Raw genomic sequence first — 16,625 nt, 5'->3', positions numbered from 1 at the left:
CGCCTAACCGCTGCGCAGGCAGTCAGTGGATCCGTAAATTTCGATCACGCCCTTGGCCGGGACAACGAACGTCAAGTTCGTTCGCGTTTCGGCGTTGGACATGACCTTCTTGGGATCTCCTCCACTGAACTGTTTGAGCTCGTACTTCGCCACGTGCGTGGTCAGCCTTCCAAACATGGAATTCGAGAGTTCCACAGGAGTGAGGCTCAGGTCGTCCCGCTTGGGATCCCTTTTGTCGCCGCTCACCGCATAGGTCCGCTTGGCCTTGCCCTCACCACAGGGAATGTCCTTGCCGCCCGGGTCAGTGATCTTAAGATTGCGGACGTTGCCAACACCCACACCTACCAGCTCGTCAATGTGGGCATGGAGCGCCTTGTCGGCTTGGGCGACAGTGGGGCCGTCGGGCTTGTCGTCGCCACAGGCCGACAACGCAAGCCCCGTAAGGAGAACGAGGGTGCTCACGTGGCTGGAGCGAGGCCTCGGCATGCACTTAGAATGCCGGGGTTCCGGCGTCTCCGCCACCGAGGGGGAGGAACGGCGAGCATGACGACTCCTGACATGGTGCCCAACCCGAAGTACCAGGAGTTGGAGCGCCTGCTGCGCAGCCTCAAGCAGGACGCCGAACATGCCGAACGCGCGCTGGACAAGCCGATCAGGCGGATGGCCAGCCGTCAGGTATGGGTGAGCGGCAAACGCGGTGCGGCGGACGTCTTCGAGCGTGATCTCATCGACCAGCGTCACCGGCTGCGTGCGAGCCTCCGCCGCCTGATTCAGGCCACCGAGGACGCCCTGCAGCGGACGCCCAAGGAGGTCACGCGATTGGAAGCGACCCTCTGGAACTGAGCCCAGGCTTTACGGCAGGTCGTGGTCCGCTTTCCTCGCGCTGAGGAAGCGAGCCCGCTCACCCGCAGTGAGCGACAGCACCGGGCTGCCTGTAGTCATCGCACAGGTCCACCGCGCCAAGTCGGGAGAGGGCGCTCGCCAGAGGCCACCTCGTACGCCGCGCGAGCCTGAAGCCGCGTCGAGTCCAGCGTCGGCAACGGTGAGCTCTCCGGCTTCACCAGCAGCGGGATCTCCGTGCACACCAGCGCCACCGCATCACAGCCCCGCGCCGCCAGGTCCTTGATGATCCGTACGTACTCGGCGCGCGATTCGTCGGTGAAGACGCCGTTCACCAGCTCGTCGAAGATGATCTGGTTGACGATCAGCCGGTCTTTCTCATCCGGGATCTCGGCTGCGATGCCGCGGGCGCCGAGAGCGCTGAGGTAGACCGGGCCGTCCATCGTGTACGTGGTGCCGAGCACGCCTACCGAGGTGAAGCGGTTGCGTGCCCCCTCGTCGGCCAGCACCTCGGCGATGTGCAGTCCGGGCAGGGCGAGGTCCGGCCCCGGCTCCTCCAAGGCGATGTGCGCGGTGTTGTCGGGGCAGACGAAGAACTCCGCGCCCGCACGCGCGAGGCGGTCAACGCTCGTCGAGAGGGTCTTGCGCACGGTCGCGTAGTCGCCCGCGTCCCAGGCGGGCATGCTGCGGCCGAACGCGATGTAGTCCATGGTCACGTCGGGCTGCTCGTGGCGGCCGGTGCGTTCGAAGCCCTCCTGGCAGTACGAGAGGAAACTGAGCGCGGCACCCTCAGTGCTGTGGGCGAGGATTCCCAAATGTCGGGCCGTGTCCATTTCTCCATCCTGCCAGCGGTGACGCTGTGCGCAGCCCTCGTCAGCGGGACAGGGCGTAGGACGGCTGGTTCTTGCGGAGGCGGGTGGCGATGGACTCCACGATCTCGCCCGCGCGTACGGCCGTGTTGGAGAGGAGGGTCGAGGTGATGCCGTGGGTGTGCTCGGTGGCGCCCTGCACGTAGATGCCGCAGCGGACCTCGTCGGAGGTCGCGACGCGGTAGTCGCGCCCGATGCGGAGGCTGCCGCTGGGGAGGCGGTGGCAGTACTCGCCCGCTTCGCCGAGAAGGGTGAGCGGGTCGCCGGGGCGGTAGCCGGTGGCGTAGACGAGCAGGTCGGCGTCGAGGACGGTGCGTTCGCCGGTGGGGAGGAACTGGACGGTGGCCCGGATGCCTTCGGGGGTCTTGGTCACCTCGGTGAGGCGGGAGGCGTTCATGATGCGGAGACGTTCGACGCCCTGGACCTTCTCTTGGTAGTGGCGCCGGTAGAGCTCGTCGATGAGGTCGATGTCCACTACGGAGTAGTTGGTGGACGCGTGGTAGTCGTTCAGCATCGCCTTCACGGGCTCGGGCGCCTCGTAGAAGTGGTCGACCGCGACGGGGTCGAAGATGCGGTTGGCGAACGAGCTGTCGTCCGCGGGCGTGTAGCCGTACTTGGCGAAAACGGCGCACACTTCGGTGGCGGGGAACGTGCTGTGCAGGTGGTCGGTCACCTCGGCCGCGCTCTGGCCCGCGCCGACGACGATGACGCGCTTGGGGTCGCGCAGGGTGGGGAGGCGGTCGAGGAGGTCTTCGCTGTGCCAGACGCGTTCTTCGGTGACGACGCCTTCGGGGAGGAACGGTTCGAGGCCAGCGGCGATGACGAGGTTGCGGGTGCGGCGGGTGGTCAGCTCGTCGGCGCAGCCGCCCGCGCGGACCAGCACGTCGAACGCCTCGACCGTTCCATCAACGGTGACCGGGGTGACGGCGACCACTTCGGCGCCGTACTCCACTTCGTCGGTGAACGAGGAGGCCGCCCATTCCAGGTAGTCGTGGAACTCCACCCGCGACGGGAACATCGTCTTGTGATTGATGAAGTCGACCAGGCGGCCCTTGTCCTGCAGGTATCGAAGGAAGCTGTATTCGCTCGCCGGATTGCGCATGGTGACCAGGTCCTTGAGGAACGAGACCTGCATCGTCGTGCCCTCGATGAGCATCCCGCGGTGCCATCCGAACGCCGGTTGCTTCTCGAAGAAGACCGCGTCGATCGGGTCGCCGCCGTGCTCGCGCAGCGCGATCGCGAGGGCGAGGTTCGAGGGTCCGAAACCGATGCCGACCAGATCGTGGACATGCGTCGCGGCGAGGGACATGGGGGGCCTTTCCGGGAGGGGACGCGCTCAGGTGTTTAGGTTAGGCTCACCTAATGAAGGCGAGCCTAACCTGTCCTCTTCACCCTCACAAGGAGGCACCATGCGGGTCGTGATGTTCGGCTACCAGACCTGGGGTCACCGCACACTGCAGGCACTTCTGGAGTCCGAGCACGAGGTCGTCCTGGTCGTGACGCACCCGAAGAGCGACCACGCGTACGAGAAGATCTGGAGCGACTCGGTCGCCGACCTGGCCGAACAGCATGGTGTTCCGGTGCTGCTGCGCAACCGGCCCGACGACGAGGAGCTGATGATGCGGCTCAAGGAGGCCGACCCGGACCTCATCGTCGCCAACAACTGGCGCACCTGGATCCCACCGGAGATCTTCAACCTGCCCCGGCACGGCACCCTCAACGTGCACGACTCGCTGCTGCCCAAGTACGCCGGCTTCTCCCCCATCATCTGGGCGCTCATCGCGGGCGAGAGCGAGGTCGGCGTCACCGCGCACATGATGGACGACGAGCTGGACGCCGGTGACATCGTGCTGCAGCGCGCCGTCCCGGTCGGGCCCGCCGACACCGCGACCGACCTGTTCCACCGGACCGTGGATCTGATCGGCCCCATCGTGCAGGAGTCGCTCGCCCTCATCGCCTCCGGTGAGGCGAAGTTCACACCGCAGGACCGCACGAAGGCCAGCTTCTTCCACAAGCGTTCCCTCGAGGACAGCGCCATTGACTGGACGTGGCCCGCGGAAGACCTGGAACGCTTCGTCCGCGCGCAGTCCGACCCGTACCCGAACGCCTTCACCTACTACAAGGGCGAGCGCATCCGCGTGCTCAAGGCCTCGGTCTCCAAGGGCGTCTACGGCGGCACTCCCGGGCGGGTGTTCATCCCCGAGGGCGACGGCGTGGTCATCGTCGCGGGCGCCGACGCCCGGCGCGGCCGCAGCCACGGGCTCGTCATCGAACGCGTCCGCACGGAGGACGGCAAGGACCTCCCCGCCCGCGAGCTGTTCCGGAAGATGGGCGGCTACCTCACCGATCGCCCCTGACATGTCTCCTCTTGAGGACGTACGAGCCGAGATCGCGGCGACGGTCAAGGACGAGACCGCCGCCATGACCGAACTCCTCGCCGAGCTGGTCCGCATCCCGAGCGTCGGCGGTTCGCTCGCCGAGTCCGAGATCCAGGACCGGCTGGCCGGATGGCTGCGCGCCGAGGGGCTGGAGACCGACCACTGGGACATCCCGGTGGACGAGGTGGCCGCCGAGCCCGGATTCCCCGGGATGGAGGTGCCGCGCACGCAGGCGATGGGACTGGTCGGGCGGCTCCCCGGGGCGGGTGGCGGCCGCTCGCTGATGTTCAACGGGCATGTCGACGTCGTGCCGCCGGGGGAGCTCGCCGGCTGGAGCGACGATCCGTTCAGCGGGCGCGTCCAGGACGGGCTGCTGTACGGGCGCGGCGCCTGCGACATGAAGGGTGGTCTCGTCGCCGCGCTGTTCGCGGTGCGGGCGCTGCGCCGCCTGCCCGTGCGGCTGCGCGGTGACGTGCTCGTCGCGTGCGTGGCGGGCGAGGAGGACGGCGGCCTCGGCTCGTACTCCTTGCTGCGGCGGGGCTGGCGTGCCGACGCGTGCGTGGTCCCCGAGCCGACCGGCCTGGACCTGGTCCCGGCCAACGCGGGTGCCCTGACGTTCCGGCTGCGTGTCCCGGGCCGGTCGGCCCATGCCGCCCAGCGCGACTCGGGGGTGAGCGCGGTCGAGAAGTTCTGGCCGGTCTTCGCCGCGCTGCGCGCGCTGGAGGCCCGGCGCAACACCGAGGTCGACCCGCTGATGCGCCGCTGGGCCATCCCGTACGCGATCGAGATCGGCACCGTGCGGGCGGGCGACTGGTCATCGACCGTCCCGGGCGACCTGGTGGCCGAGGGCCGCCTCGGCGTCGCGCTCGGCGAGGACACCCGCGCCGCCCGGCACGCGCTGGAGGAGGCGGTCGCCGAGGCGTGCGCCTCTGACGGCGGGCTGTCGCGCCATCCGGTGCAGGTCGAGTGGTGGGGCGGCAGCTTCGCCTCGGGACGTCTGCCCGACGAGGACGGCGGGCTGCTCGGCCGCCTCACCGAGGCGCACGTCGCGGTGACGGGCGCGGCGCCCGCGTCGTGGGGCGCGCCGTACGGCAGCGACCTGCGCCTTCTCACCGGGCTCGGCGGCATCCCGACGGTGCAGTACGGCCCGGGCGACATCGACCGCATGCACGCTCCGGACGAGTGCGTGTCGATCGAGGAGGTGGCCACCGCCGCCCGGACGCTGGCCCTGCTCGCCGTCGACCACTGCGGGACCTCCTGAGCGCGACGGCGTCGCCGCGCCGTGTGACAGGATCGGATGGTTCACTCGCGCAACCGAGGAGGTCCTTGTGCGTATCGGCGTGTCCTTGCGAGAACGTTCCGGCCCGGAGGCGCTGGTCAAGCTGACCGGCGACCTCCGGCGGGCGGCCGACGACGGGTTCACCTCGGCGTGGTTGTCGAACATCTTCGGCCTGGACGCGCTCACGGCGCTGGCCGTCGCGGGCAGCCAGGTACCCGGGATCGAGCTGGGCACCGCCGTCGTGCCGACCTACCCGCGCCATCCGGCGACGCTGGCACAGCAGGCCCGCACGACCGCGCTCGCGCTCGGCTCCGGGCGGCTGACGCTCGGCATCGGTCTCTCGCACAAGATCGTCATCGAGGACATGTTCGGTTACGACTTCGCGCGGCCGCTGCGGCACATGGACGAGTACCTGTCGGTGCTCCTGCCGCTGCTCGATGGTCAGCCCGCCTCGTTCAGCGGCGAGACGGTGCAGGCGCAGGTCGCGCTGTCGGTGCCGAACGAGGGCCGGGTGCCCGTCCTGCTGGCCGCGCTCGGACCCAAGATGCTGGAGCTCGCCGCCGAGCGGGCCGACGGCACCGTCCTGTGGATGACGGGCCCGGCGACCGTGCGCGAGCACATCGCACCGACGATCACGGCGGCGGCGCAGGCCGCGGGACGTCCGGCGCCGCGGATCGTGTGCGTGCTGCCGGTGGGCGTGACGGGCGACGTCGCGGCGGCGAAGGAGCGGGCGGCCAAGGCGTTCGAGGTGTACGGGACGCTGCCGTCCTACCGGGCGATGATGGACCGGGAGGGCGCGGACGGCCCGGCCGACCTGGCCATCGTGGGCGACGAGGACACGGTCGGCGCCAAGCTCGACGAGCTCGCCAAGGCCGGTGTCACCGACTTCGTGGCGGGCGAGTTCCTGCCGCGCGACGAGGCCGCCCGCACCCGTGACTTCCTCAAATCACTCAATCGGTAGAGCCACTGATTCGGTAGGGACTCTCACTCGGTAGAGATGACCTCGTAGAGGTTGCCGGTCATGTCGGCGAAGTAGATCCCCCTGTCGCCCAGTGGGTGGTTCCCGTCGACGCGGCCGTTGTCGGGGTGCGCCGGATGGTCGCCGAACGGCACGCCACGTTCGCGGAGGCGTGCCAGGACGGCGTCGAACGTGGCCGGGTCGACGTCGAACGCCAGATGGTGGCCCGGCTCGTCCGGCGCGGACACGAAGTCGAGCGTGAGGCCGTCGTTCACCTTGACGGGGACGAAGTGCGGGGCGTACGGGTGGGGGCCCGTGAACTCCAGGCCCATGACGGCGGCGAAGAAGCGGGCGGCCTCCGCGTTGTCGGCGGCCGGGACGATGGTGTGGTTGAGGCTGATCGTCACGCTCGTTCTCCTTCGGCGAGCGCCCCGTACAGGAACACCTGGAGCGTCTCCTCCAGGGACGGGACGGGTTGTGCGGGCGGGCGGGCACGGCCGAAGACCAGGCCCATGAACATGGCCGCGACCTGCTCGGGAGGCAGCCGCAGCGCGTCGCGTTCGGGCTCGAACAGCTCCGTCAGCGCCTCCACGGTCAGCCGCATGGCCGAGTCTCGATCGAGTCCGGTGTCGGCTTCCTCTCCCCCGGCGTGACGGCCGCGGTCGTGGCGGCCGCGGTCGTGGCGGCCGGTGGCGTGCAGCGCGCCGATGACCATGCCCATGCGTTCGAGGTAGGCCTCCATCGCGGCGGCGGCCTCGCCGAGCCGTGCGGGAAGCGGCTGGTCGAGGGAGATGTCGGCGAGCTCCGCCAGGACGTGGTCGGCGCGCAGGGCCTCGGCGACGCAGGCGTCCAGCAGCGCGTCCTTGTCGGCGAACACCCGGAAGATCGTCGCCTCGCCGATGCCGGCGGCGCGGGCGATCTGGCCGGTGGTCACGGCGGTGCCGTGCTCGGCCACCAGCGGCAGCGCGGTCCGGACGATCATCTCGCGGCGTTGCTCGGGGCTCATGCCGGGCGCGCGGCGGCGGGCCGGTCGTTCCTCCATGCCGGAAGGCTACGGAGTGAGTACTCACTCGGTCAAGGCGGAGGCCGTGGCCAGGGGCTCCGGTGGCTGCTGCTAACGTTGCGGGTCACGCGCGTCATGGAGCGAAGTCCGGTGTGATCCCGGCGCTGTCCCGCAACTGTGATGTCTTCGAGGATTCCCCTCCCGAACGGCCGAGCCAGGTCGCCTCCGCACGCGCCGACGACACTCGACCCTCGCGGAAGGGGCGATCCGTCTCCCACGGGTCACGCCTTCCGGCCAGTTTTGGAGACCCCTGTGAGACCTACGCCGAGATCCGCCCGGAGGCCTGCGCTGAGGCCCGTGCCTTCCCTGCGCGCGGCCATCCTGATCGGTGTGATGGCGCTGTCGGCCGCCGCGTGCGGCGACACGACCGAGTCCGGCGACACGTCCTCCGGCACCGCGGGCAAGCCGGTGACCGTCCAGGCGGCCAACGGCGCGGTCACGATCCCGGCGACCCCCAAGCGGATCGTGTCGCTGTCCCCGACCCACACCGAGACGCTCTTCGCCATCGGCGCGGGCAAGCAGGTCGTCGCGGTCGACGAGTACTCCACCTTCCCGGCCGGGGCGCCCAAGACCAAGCTGTCGGGCTTCAAGCCCAACGCCGAGGCGATCATCGGGTACAAGCCCGACCTGGTGGTGCTGTCGGACGACCTGGACGGCATCGTGAAGGCGCTGACCAAGGTCAAGATCCCCGTCCTGCTGGAGCCCTCGGTGACCAAGCTGGACGAGGCGTACGACGAGATCACCGACCTCGGCCAGGCCACCGGCCGCGAAGCCGACGCCAAGAAGCTCGTCGACGGCATGCGCGCGAGCATCCAGCAGACCGTCGCGGCGGCAGCGACGAAGCCGCAGCCCGCCTCAGGCAAGCCCGCCGGGAAGCAGCTCACCTACTACCACGAGCTCGACAACCAGCTCCACTCCGTGACGTCCAAGACGTTCATCGGCCAGGTGTACGGGCTGTTCGGGCTGCGCAACGTCGCCGACAAGGCGGAGAAGGCGTCTGGCGGCTACCCGCAGCTGTCTCGCGAATACCTGCTCAAGAGCAACCCTGACCTCATCTTCCTGGCCGACACCAAGTGCTGCGGGCAGAACGAGGCTGCCGTCGCCAAGCGGAGCGGCTGGCAGGACCTCACCGCCGTCAAGGACAAGAGGGTGATCCCCCTCGACGATGACATCGCCTCCCGCTGGGGCCCGCGCCTGCCCGAGTTCGTCAAGGTCATCGGGGCCGCGGTGCAGAAGGCGTCCGCCGGCGCGTGACACCGGCTCGGCTGCGGCCTCTTCAGTTCGGCGGCGCCGTCGCGGTGCTGGCGGCGACGATGCTCGCCGCCCTCCTGGTGGGCGCGGCCGACCTTCCGGTGACCGGCGTCGTGAAGGCGCTGCTCGACCGGGTGCCGTTCGTCGACGTCGACTCGGGCCTGAGCACCGTCGAACGGAACGTGCTGTTCGAGCTGCGGCTGCCCCGGGTGCTGCTGGGCGCGATGGTGGGCGGGCTGCTCGCCATCGCGGGCGCCGGTTACCAGGGGGTCTTCCGCAACCCGCTCGCCGATCCGTACCTGCTCGGCGCCGCCGCCGGGGCCGGGGTCGGCGCCACGCTGGTGATCGTGGTGGTCCCGGGTGACCCGGCGTTCGCGATCCCGCTCGCGGCCTTCGTCGGCGCGATCTCCGGGGTGTTCCTGGCGTACGCGCTCGGAAGCACGGCGGGCCGGGGGAACGGGTCGGGCGCCGCCACGCTGGTGCTCGCGGGGGTGGCGGTGTCGAACTTCCTCGCCGCCGTGCAGACGTTCCTGCAGCAGGCCAACGCGGAGGAGCTGCAGCGGATCTTCTCGTGGATCCTGGGCGGGCTGGGCCTGGCCGACTGGCCCACGGTCGCCATGATCGCCCCGTACGCGCTCGTCTCGACGGTCGTGCTGCTCCTGCACGGGCGGCTGCTGGACGTGCTCAGCGTCGGTGAGGAGGAGGCCACCTCGCTGGGAGTGTCGGCCGCGCGCGTGCGGCTGATCGTGCTCGTCGCGGCGTCGCTGGCCACGGCGTGCGCGGTGGCGGTCAGCGGCCTGATCGGGTTCGTCGGGATCGTGGTGCCGCACGCCGTGCGGCGGCTCGCGGGCGGGTCGTACCGGGTGGTGCTCCCGCTCTCGCTGCTGCTCGGCGCCGCGTTCCTGGAGCTTGCGGATCTCTTCGCCCGTACGGTCGTCGCACCCGGGGAGCTGCCCTTGGGCGTGGTGACGGCGTTCGTGGGCGCGCCGTTCTTCGTGGTCATCCTGCGCGCGACCCGCAGGCAGGTGGACACATGACGATCGCGGTACGGGACCTGAACGTGGAACTGGACGGCCGTCCGGTGCTCAAGGGCGTCTCGCTGGAGGTGCCCGGCGGGTCATGGACGGCCGTCATCGGGCCGAACGGCGCGGGCAAGTCCACGTTGCTCCGTGCGATCCTCGGCCTGCGGCCCGGACGCGGCGAGGTCGAGGTGGCGGGCACCGACCTGCGCACGCTCAAGCCCCGCCAGCGCGCGCGGGTCGTCGCGTACGCGCCGCAGATCCCCCACCTGCCGGTCGGCATGACGGTCTTCGACTACACGCTGCTCGGCCGCTCCCCCTACATCCCGCACCTGGGCCGCGAGAGCGCGCATGACCGGGCGGTCGCGTCCGAGGTGCTCGAACGCCTGGACCTGACCGCGCTGGCCGGGCGTCCCCTCGACCATCTGTCCGGCGGCGAACGCCAGCGGGTGGTGCTCGCCCGCGCGCTCGCGCAGCAGACCTCGGTGTTGCTGCTCGACGAGCCGACGACGGCGCTCGACATCGGCCACCAGCAGCAGGTGATGGAGCTGATCGACCAGCTCCGGCTCGCCGACGAGCTGACGGTGGTGACGACGATCCACGACCTGACGCTGGCGGGGCAGTACGCGGACCGCCTGGTGCTGCTGTCGGAGGGGCAGGTGGCGACGGCGGGCCCGCCCTCGGAGGTGCTGACGGCGACGGTGATCGCGGAGCACTTCGACGCGCGCGTACGGGTCTCCCCGGGGCCCGGCGGCCGTCCGGTCCTCTCCTTGGAGCGCCCATGAAGGTCGAGCCGGCCTGGCGCGAGAAGCACGGCGGCTGAAAAGGTCGTGCACCGGCCGCCGCCCCGGTGCGGCGGCCGGTGCTGGGCCGATGCTTGGAAGAACGCGTCACCTCCTCCCTGGGTCGCCGGCCTTGGGGTCGGTCAGCCGGCGTGCGGCAGTCGAAGTTCGTGGAGAGAGTGGATTCCGGTCGGGGGCTCCGGCTCGACCTGCGGCCGCATCCCGTTGTACTGGTCGGCGCCGCGGCCGGTGATCTGCGTGAGGGTGTCGATGTGGCGGCGTGCGCGCTCCGCCTCGGCCCGCGCGGCGTCGCGTTCGCCGGTGAGCGCCTGCACGGTCGCGCGCAGCTCCTCGACGGCCTGCGAGAGGTGCCAGTTGTGCTGCTCGACGTCCTGCAGCCGCGCCTGGATCTGGTCGCGGTCCGCGACGGCCTGCCCGCGTTTGGTCTCGGCGTCGCGGAGGCCCGAACGCAGGTCCTCGGCGGCCCGTCTGGCCGCCGCCGCCTCGATGCGCTGGCCCTGGACCGTGGTCTCGGTCTCGGAGAGCCGCGAGTGCAACGTGACGAGTTCGGCTCGGGCGGCCTCCAGTGCGGCGAGCAGTTCACCTTCGCGCTCGACCACATGGTCGCGTTCGCTCTCGGCCGCGAGCCGCGCGGCGGTGGCCTGCTCGAGGGCCTCCCTGGCCTCTTGGCACTCGCGCGTGGCGGTGTCCCGGTCGGCGATCGCCTTCTCGGCTTCGCTCCGGGCCGTCGTGACGGCGGCCTCTGCGTGGTCTGCTCTGGCTCGGGCCAGGGTGGCCTCCTGCCAGGCGGACTGCGCCTGGCGCTGCGAGGCGTCGCGTTCCTCCTGCGCGGCCGCGATCTGGCCGGCGGACTCGGCGTGGGCGGCGGCGACCCGCCGTTCCACCCCGGCGACGCTCAGCTCCGAGGCGAGCGAGCCGGCGAGCTGGTCGGCCGCGCTCTCCAGCCGCTCGACGATCTCCCAGGCCCAGGCGACCTGACCGGTCAGGCCCGGCGACTCGCGGCCCCGTTCGCGCCGTTCCTTGGCCTCCGCCGCGCATTTCCCGTCGCCGTCCGGGCAGTAGCGCACCGTCCGCGCACCCCGGACGGGCTGCGGGACGGGACGTCCGCAGTTGGCACACGGCCAGACCGCCACCGCATCCCGGGCCTCATTGCCGACCGCCGCCCCGCCGTCAAAAGGCGCCACCTTCTGGTCCGTCATGCCGGGTAGTACGCACCAATCCAACGAAGCGTTCGAACGGTCCCCGAATAACTTCGGCCCCGTGGTTCACATCAAGATCCGGCCGATCCTGGCCCGATCAAAGCCCCTGACGGAGCGCGATCCCCCTCATACAATCGGAGCGGACTCCGTTCCGGGGGACGAAACGGCGACGAGGGTTGAATGGTCGAACCGGGCGACAACCAGCGATCAAACGACGAGCACCAGGAGCCGCCACCCCCCGCACGGAGATCGACCTTCGTCCGCTCCCTCACCGTCGAGCTGACCACCTCGTTGATCGTCTCCTCGCTGGTCGCCTCCTCTCCCCTGCTCCTGGTCCTCTCCCGTGACCTCGGGATCGCGCTCGTCGTCTGGGGCGGCGTCTCGCTGCTCCTGCTGGCGGTGCTGGTGGTCGTGCTCTACCGGCACCCGGAGTTCCTCCGGAAGGTGCTGGAGCTGCTCCCCGATGATCTGGCGCGCTGGTCCGGGACCGCGCTGGTCTGGGTCGGTACCGGTGCGGCGCTCGCGGGGCTCGTGCTCGGCGCGGTCGCCGGGGTGCGCACCTGGCTCGCGTCCGGCGGCGCGTGTGAGCGGCCGCTGGAGATCCGGGTGGTGACCACCCCTGAGGCGCTCACCCCGCTGCGGGCGGCGGCGGCCGGCTTCATCGCCGGCACGCGGGACGGGGACTGCCCCGAGTACGCGGTGACCGTCACGGCCGAGCCGGGCGCGACACCGGTGCGCAACGGGCTCGCCCGCGACTGGGAGCAGGACCGGACCGGCGTCGGCACACAGCTGCTCGGCCCCCAGCCCGACGTCTGGGTCCCCTCCTCCCCCGCCGAATTCGACTACGCGTCCGACCGCTCCGACCTCGCCGCGTCCGGCTCCCCGCCGGCGTTGCGCCCACATCCGGCGCCCATCGGCCGTTCGCCCATGGTGCTCGCGCTGTTCGGGGACGACGACGGAACGGTCTACCGGGAGAGCGCCAGGCCGGGCCGGGAGGCCACGACCGAACTGCTGGAGCGCTTCAAGGAGGCGAAGGTGAGGGGCATCGCCCGGCCGATCCCGGAGAGCTCCACGGCCGCGCTCGCGATCACGCCGGTGCTCCACCAGGCGGTCACCAACACCGGTCTCGCCGAGTCGGGTGAGGCGGCCGAACGCTTCGTCAGCCCTCCCGACCTCCTGGCGCCCGACGCCGTGTCGCTGCTGTGCCAGTTGCGCGCGCGGGCGTGGGAGCAGCCCGACGGGCCTCCCAAGGGCTTCGCAATCGCCGTTCCGGAGCATGTGCTGAACGACTACAACGCGGGCCGCGCCCTCGGGGACCGGTGCGACGCGGTCGATGCAGGCAAGGCCCCGTACGACAAGTGGAAGCTCTATCCCTATTACGCGCGTGACCTTCCGGCTTTGGACTACCGGTTCGTCCAGGTGAAGTGGCCCGGGCAGGACGACCGTGAACGCGACGGCGTCGTGCAGCGGTTCCGCGAATGGCTGCAGGACCACCCGCTCACACCGCAGGGACTGCGGACCGCCGATGGTGCCTTCCAGCGGCCGGCGAAGCCCGATCCGGCCCACCCTTACCTGGACGCCCTCGACCGGCCGGGCGCCGTCACCGTGCCCACCGTGGTCAAGGGAACGGACGCACCCGGCGTCCAGGACTCCCTCGACGCCATCGGCGCCGTCCGCGACAAGGTCCTGCTGACCCTGCTGATCGACACCTCGGGCTCCATGGGCTCACCGACGACCAAGCGCGTGAACCGCTCACGCCTCACACACGGGGTCTCGGTCCTGCGCAGCCTGGTCGGGCAGCTCAAAGGCGACGACGTCATCGGCGTCCAGTCGTTCGCGCGGGCCACGGGCGGTGATCAGACGCCACCGGTGACGACGCACGCGCGGAGCGGGCTGGTCTCCTCCCAGCAGGCCGACGTGGTGAACGGCAAGCTCCAGGCCCTGGCGGCCGCGCGCTCGGACCTGCCCTTGGCGGACGCCATCCAGGCGGCGGATCTGCAGATCGGCAAGAAGCACGTCATCGTCGTCACCGACGGCCAGTCCACCCGCACCAATCCGGATCTCGCCGCGGCACTCGACCGCTTGGAGGCGTTCCACGACAGGCATCCCGATGTCGTCGTCACGTTCCTGCTGACCGGGCCGTCCGCCTGCGCCGGTTCACCGGTCGCGCAGGTGACGAAGGCCGTCGGCGGCAAGTGCCGCGAGCTGACCGGCGACCCCGACGAGGCGCAGGCCGCGCGCCTGCTCGCCGAGCTGCGGTGACGGCGATGGCGACGAACAGCGCGGGACAGACGGACAGCGCGGGACAGACGGACAGCGCGGGACAGACGGACAGCGCGGGTCAGACGGACAGCGCGGGACAGACGGACAACGCGGGACGCAGGAGCATCCGCGAACGCACACGGGAGCACTGGATCGCGGCCGTCGTGTGCGTCGTGGTGGGAGCGCTGATCGTCGTGCTCGCGGTCGTGCTCCCACCTTCCTACGACGCGCTGCCCGATGCCTGCGGCGACCAGCTCACCATCGCCGGCGGCTCCGACGTCAGCCTCGGCAACCAGCGCCGCGCCCTGGTGGAGAGCTGGAACGAGGGCGGCAGGGGAACGCGGCCGCGGGCCCGGCTCGTCGAGGTGTCGCCGTCCGCCGACCTGCAGTACAGCCAGCTCAAGGCCGCGCAGGAGACCGGCACCTGCGCCTACGACGTGCTGATCATGGACGCGCAGTGGACGGCGGAGTTCGCCCGTGACGGCCATCTCAAGCCGCTCGACAAGAGCGCGCTGGCAGGCTCCCAGGACTTCTTCCCGGCCGCGCTCGCCATGGGTGCGTACGCGGGCCGCCAGTATGCGGTGCCGTTCAACCTCGATGTCGGGCTCCTCTACCACCGGGACAAGGCCAAGGTGCCGGCGCAGCCGCGGGACTGGCCGAGCGAGTACCACACCGCCCAGCTCGGCGACTACGAGGGACTGACGGTCAACGCGCTGGAGTTCGCCTGGAATCACGGCGCCGCCGACGTCCTCACCGGGACCCGCCGCCCCACCCGCTCCGAACTGGCGGACCGCGTCCATCCGGCGCTGAAGGCCGTGGCCCAGCGGATGCGGCCGGGCAAACCGCTCTGGACCTCGTTCATGCGCGGGTTCAAGGAGCAGGAGAGCATCGACGCGTTCACCGACGGCGGCGACGACGCGCTGCTGCGCCACTGGCCCTACGCCTACCGCCACTTCGCCAACGACCCCCGGCTGCGCGACGGCGGGAACCTGCGATTCGGTGTGACCGCACCGCCCGGCCACACCGTGCTCGGCGGCCAGAGCCTGGCGATCTCGGCGCGCTCACGGCACGGCAAGGACGCGCTCGCGCTGATCCAGTACCTCACCGGCACGGAGAGCCAGAAGCAGATCTTCGCCTGCGGCGGCTTCGCGCCGACCCGGTTCTCCGCGTTCGGCCTCTCCCCCGGCGTGCTGCGGCAGGACGCGGTGCGGTCGATCGCCACCTGCTCGGAACGGCAGGCGTCGAACCGCGACAACGCCGGAGGCGAGCCCGACAGCGTGACCCACGAGCGGCTCACCGAACTCGCGCGAGCCGTCGTGGCCGCCCTGGAACGCGCCCGCCCGCGCCCGGTGACCGAGCACTACGCCACCTTCTCCACGACCTTCCGCAACTGCGCCCGCAAGATCCTCACCGGCGCCGACGTGCCGTCCGACGCGTTCGCCGAAGCCGTCAACGCCTCCCTGGACGGCAAGACCGCCACCTGCTGACCGCCCCCGGATCGGATCGCTCTTGATCAGACGCCCGACCGCATCCCGGGACGTCAGCCCGCGCGCCTGCCGTCGCTGACATCGACGTCCACGCCCGCCCCGGCGAAGGCCCGGCGGACCGTCTCGGTCATCTCCGCGTACATGCAGTGGCGGCGAAGCCTCAGCCGGCTGAGGCCTCGGAAGCCGTCGGCGTTCATCAGCGCCTGCGCTCCCTTGTCGGTGAGGAGGCTGTGCGACAGGTCGAGCGAGTCCAGCCGGGGCAGCAGCGGCGACGCTGCCAGCTGCTCAACCATGTCGTCGATGAACGTGAACTCGCGCAGCCCGAGATGCCGCAGGCGCGGCAGCGTCCCGCTCGCAAAGAGCTCGCCGAGGGCCGCCCGCTCGCCCGGGTCCTGTGCGTCGCCGAAGTCCTCCGTCGACCACAACTCCAGGTGCTCCAGGGCTGGCAGCCGACAGGCGGCGACGTTCTCGATCTCATCCGCCACCATGACGCCATGGAGCGCCAGGCGGCGCAGCCCGGTGTGGCCGGAGGCGCGGAACCGCATCCCGAGCTGGGCGCACAAGGCGAGCTCTTCGAGCCGCGGAAAAGCCTCCAGCAGGGCCGCCACGTCGAGCTCGGCCCCGCTGAAGAGCTGGTCGTCGTCGATCTCCCCGATGAACAGCGCGCGCAGATTCTGAAGGTCCACGGCCCGCCGCGCCAGTGCGTGGACGGCATGGGACAGCACCGTGGCGTCGTCGTCCACATACCGGTCCCCTCCGGGCGGGGTCAGGTAGACCCCGGGGCGAGGCGCGGTGATCGGCTCCTCGGCATCGCCCTCGACGCGGCCGTGGTCGAAGGTGCCGCCGATCACCAGCGTCGTGAACGCCTCGCCGCCCACCTGCTCGACGAGCCCGGCCAGGTACTCGTCGGCGTAGCGGAAACCGCCGTCCTCCCAGGCCACCAGCGGCAACCACCAGGCCACTGACCCCGGATCGTCGAGCGCCGCCGCCAGCCGCGCCGCGTCGTCGTCCTCGTCGGGCTCCAGGTGGGGAGGGACCGGCTCGCCCAGGCGTTCCAACTCGGCCGCGGCGCGTTCCCGCATTTCCCAGCTGGCCCGTGAAGGCACCACGTCCAGCACCGGCAGTCCACCGAACTCGATGATCTGGTTCCGGGGGAACAGGCTGAGGATGATCTCGGGGGTCATGAGCGCTCCAGGGGTCAAGGCGTACACGTCAAC

Annotated in this window: 16 protein-coding genes; 9 read left to right on the top strand and 7 right to left on the bottom strand. The window is 70.9% G+C overall.

The features are described 5' to 3' along the window. Window positions 1–3 precede the first annotated feature (3 nt). Window positions 4–462 (bottom strand): hypothetical protein, encoded by a 459-nt coding sequence (locus F8566_RS30660; protein ID WP_151565340.1) that lies wholly within the window; start codon window positions 460–462, stop codon window positions 4–6. A gap of 81 nt (window positions 463–543) precedes the next feature. Here F8566_RS30660 and F8566_RS30655 point away from each other — a divergent pair, with 81 nt between their 5' ends. After that, on the top strand, window positions 544–843 hold the full coding sequence (locus F8566_RS30655; protein WP_151565339.1) for a hypothetical protein: 300 nt from the start codon (window positions 544–546) through the stop codon (window positions 841–843). Between the two features lie 95 nt (window positions 844–938). On the opposite strand, the gene F8566_RS30650 is transcribed toward F8566_RS30655, so the two are convergent. Then, window positions 939–1,673, bottom strand: a complete 735-nt coding sequence (locus F8566_RS30650; protein WP_151565338.1) for an aspartate/glutamate racemase family protein — start codon at window positions 1,671–1,673, stop codon at window positions 939–941. Window positions 1,674–1,713: 40 nt separating this feature from the next. Next, complete coding sequence (locus F8566_RS30645) at window positions 1,714–3,018, bottom strand: lysine N(6)-hydroxylase/L-ornithine N(5)-oxygenase family protein (protein ID WP_151565337.1); 1,305 nt, start codon at window positions 3,016–3,018, stop codon at window positions 1,714–1,716. 100 nt (window positions 3,019–3,118) lie between these two features. Here F8566_RS30645 and F8566_RS30640 point away from each other — a divergent pair, with 100 nt between their 5' ends. From F8566_RS30640 to F8566_RS30630, 3 genes are all read left to right on the top strand, one after another. Next, complete coding sequence (locus F8566_RS30640) at window positions 3,119–4,066, top strand: methionyl-tRNA formyltransferase (protein WP_151565336.1); 948 nt, start codon at window positions 3,119–3,121, stop codon at window positions 4,064–4,066. Between the two features lies 1 nt (window position 4,067). After that, window positions 4,068–5,348, top strand: coding sequence for an ArgE/DapE family deacylase (locus tag F8566_RS30635; protein ID WP_151565335.1), 1,281 nt, complete (start codon window positions 4,068–4,070; stop codon window positions 5,346–5,348). Between the two features lie 67 nt (window positions 5,349–5,415). Next, on the top strand, window positions 5,416–6,327 hold the full coding sequence (locus F8566_RS30630) for an LLM class F420-dependent oxidoreductase (RefSeq protein ID WP_151565334.1): 912 nt from the start codon (window positions 5,416–5,418) through the stop codon (window positions 6,325–6,327). Between the two features lie 23 nt (window positions 6,328–6,350). Here the strand turns inward: F8566_RS30630 and F8566_RS30625 are convergent, their stop codons facing one another. Together F8566_RS30625 and F8566_RS30620 are read right to left on the bottom strand one after the other, a co-directional pair. Then, the gene (locus tag F8566_RS30625; RefSeq protein ID WP_151565333.1) at window positions 6,351–6,731 is read right to left on the bottom strand and encodes a VOC family protein; all 381 of its coding nucleotides are present in this window, start codon (window positions 6,729–6,731) and stop codon (window positions 6,351–6,353) included. Then, window positions 6,728–7,366 (bottom strand): TetR/AcrR family transcriptional regulator, encoded by a 639-nt coding sequence (locus tag F8566_RS30620; protein ID WP_225993658.1) that lies wholly within the window; start codon window positions 7,364–7,366, stop codon window positions 6,728–6,730. The genes F8566_RS30625 and F8566_RS30620 overlap by 4 nt, the downstream gene beginning before the upstream one ends. 318 nt (window positions 7,367–7,684) lie before the next feature. Here F8566_RS30620 and F8566_RS30615 point away from each other — a divergent pair, with 318 nt between their 5' ends. Genes F8566_RS30615 through F8566_RS30605 form a run of 3 tightly spaced genes read left to right on the top strand, consistent with a single transcriptional unit; the run spans window position 7,685 to window position 10,442 of the window. Then, window positions 7,685–8,641 (top strand): ABC transporter substrate-binding protein, encoded by a 957-nt coding sequence (locus F8566_RS30615; RefSeq protein ID WP_318836451.1) that lies wholly within the window; start codon window positions 7,685–7,687, stop codon window positions 8,639–8,641. Further along, a complete protein-coding gene (locus tag F8566_RS30610; protein ID WP_404800365.1) occupies window positions 8,638–9,675 on the top strand; it encodes a FecCD family ABC transporter permease in 1,038 nt (345 codons plus the stop codon). Before F8566_RS30615 ends, F8566_RS30610 begins: the two co-directional genes overlap by 4 nt. Then, window positions 9,672–10,442 carry an ABC transporter ATP-binding protein gene (locus F8566_RS30605; protein WP_151565332.1) on the top strand — a complete coding sequence of 257 codons (771 nt, stop codon included), beginning with the start codon at window positions 9,672–9,674 and terminating at the stop codon, window positions 10,440–10,442. Before F8566_RS30610 ends, F8566_RS30605 begins: the two co-directional genes overlap by 4 nt. 140 nt (window positions 10,443–10,582) lie before the next feature. Here F8566_RS30605 and F8566_RS30600 read toward each other — a convergent pair whose 3' ends face one another. Beyond that, complete coding sequence (locus F8566_RS30600) at window positions 10,583–11,659, bottom strand: coiled-coil domain-containing protein (RefSeq protein WP_151565331.1); 1,077 nt, start codon at window positions 11,657–11,659, stop codon at window positions 10,583–10,585. Window positions 11,660–11,839: 180 nt separating this feature from the next. Between F8566_RS30600 and F8566_RS30595 the strand changes: the two genes are divergently transcribed. Beyond that, window positions 11,840–13,921, top strand: a complete 2,082-nt coding sequence (locus F8566_RS30595; protein WP_151565330.1) for a vWA domain-containing protein — start codon at window positions 11,840–11,842, stop codon at window positions 13,919–13,921. A gap of 5 nt (window positions 13,922–13,926) precedes the next feature. Further along, window positions 13,927–15,408, top strand: coding sequence for an extracellular solute-binding protein (locus tag F8566_RS30590; protein WP_151565329.1), 1,482 nt, complete (start codon window positions 13,927–13,929; stop codon window positions 15,406–15,408). Window positions 15,409–15,461: 53 nt separating this feature from the next. On the opposite strand, the gene F8566_RS30585 is transcribed toward F8566_RS30590, so the two are convergent. Continuing rightward, window positions 15,462–16,592 carry a hypothetical protein gene (locus tag F8566_RS30585; protein WP_151565328.1) on the bottom strand — a complete coding sequence of 377 codons (1,131 nt, stop codon included), beginning with the start codon at window positions 16,590–16,592 and terminating at the stop codon, window positions 15,462–15,464. Window positions 16,593–16,625: the final 33 nt, after the last annotated feature.

It is taken from the genome of Actinomadura rudentiformis (assembly GCF_008923185.1).
GTDB lineage: Bacteria > Actinomycetota > Actinomycetes > Streptosporangiales > Streptosporangiaceae > Spirillospora > Spirillospora rudentiformis.
The sequence above is the reverse complement of the archived record's forward strand: the minus strand, read 5'-3'. Positions and strand labels throughout refer to the sequence as shown.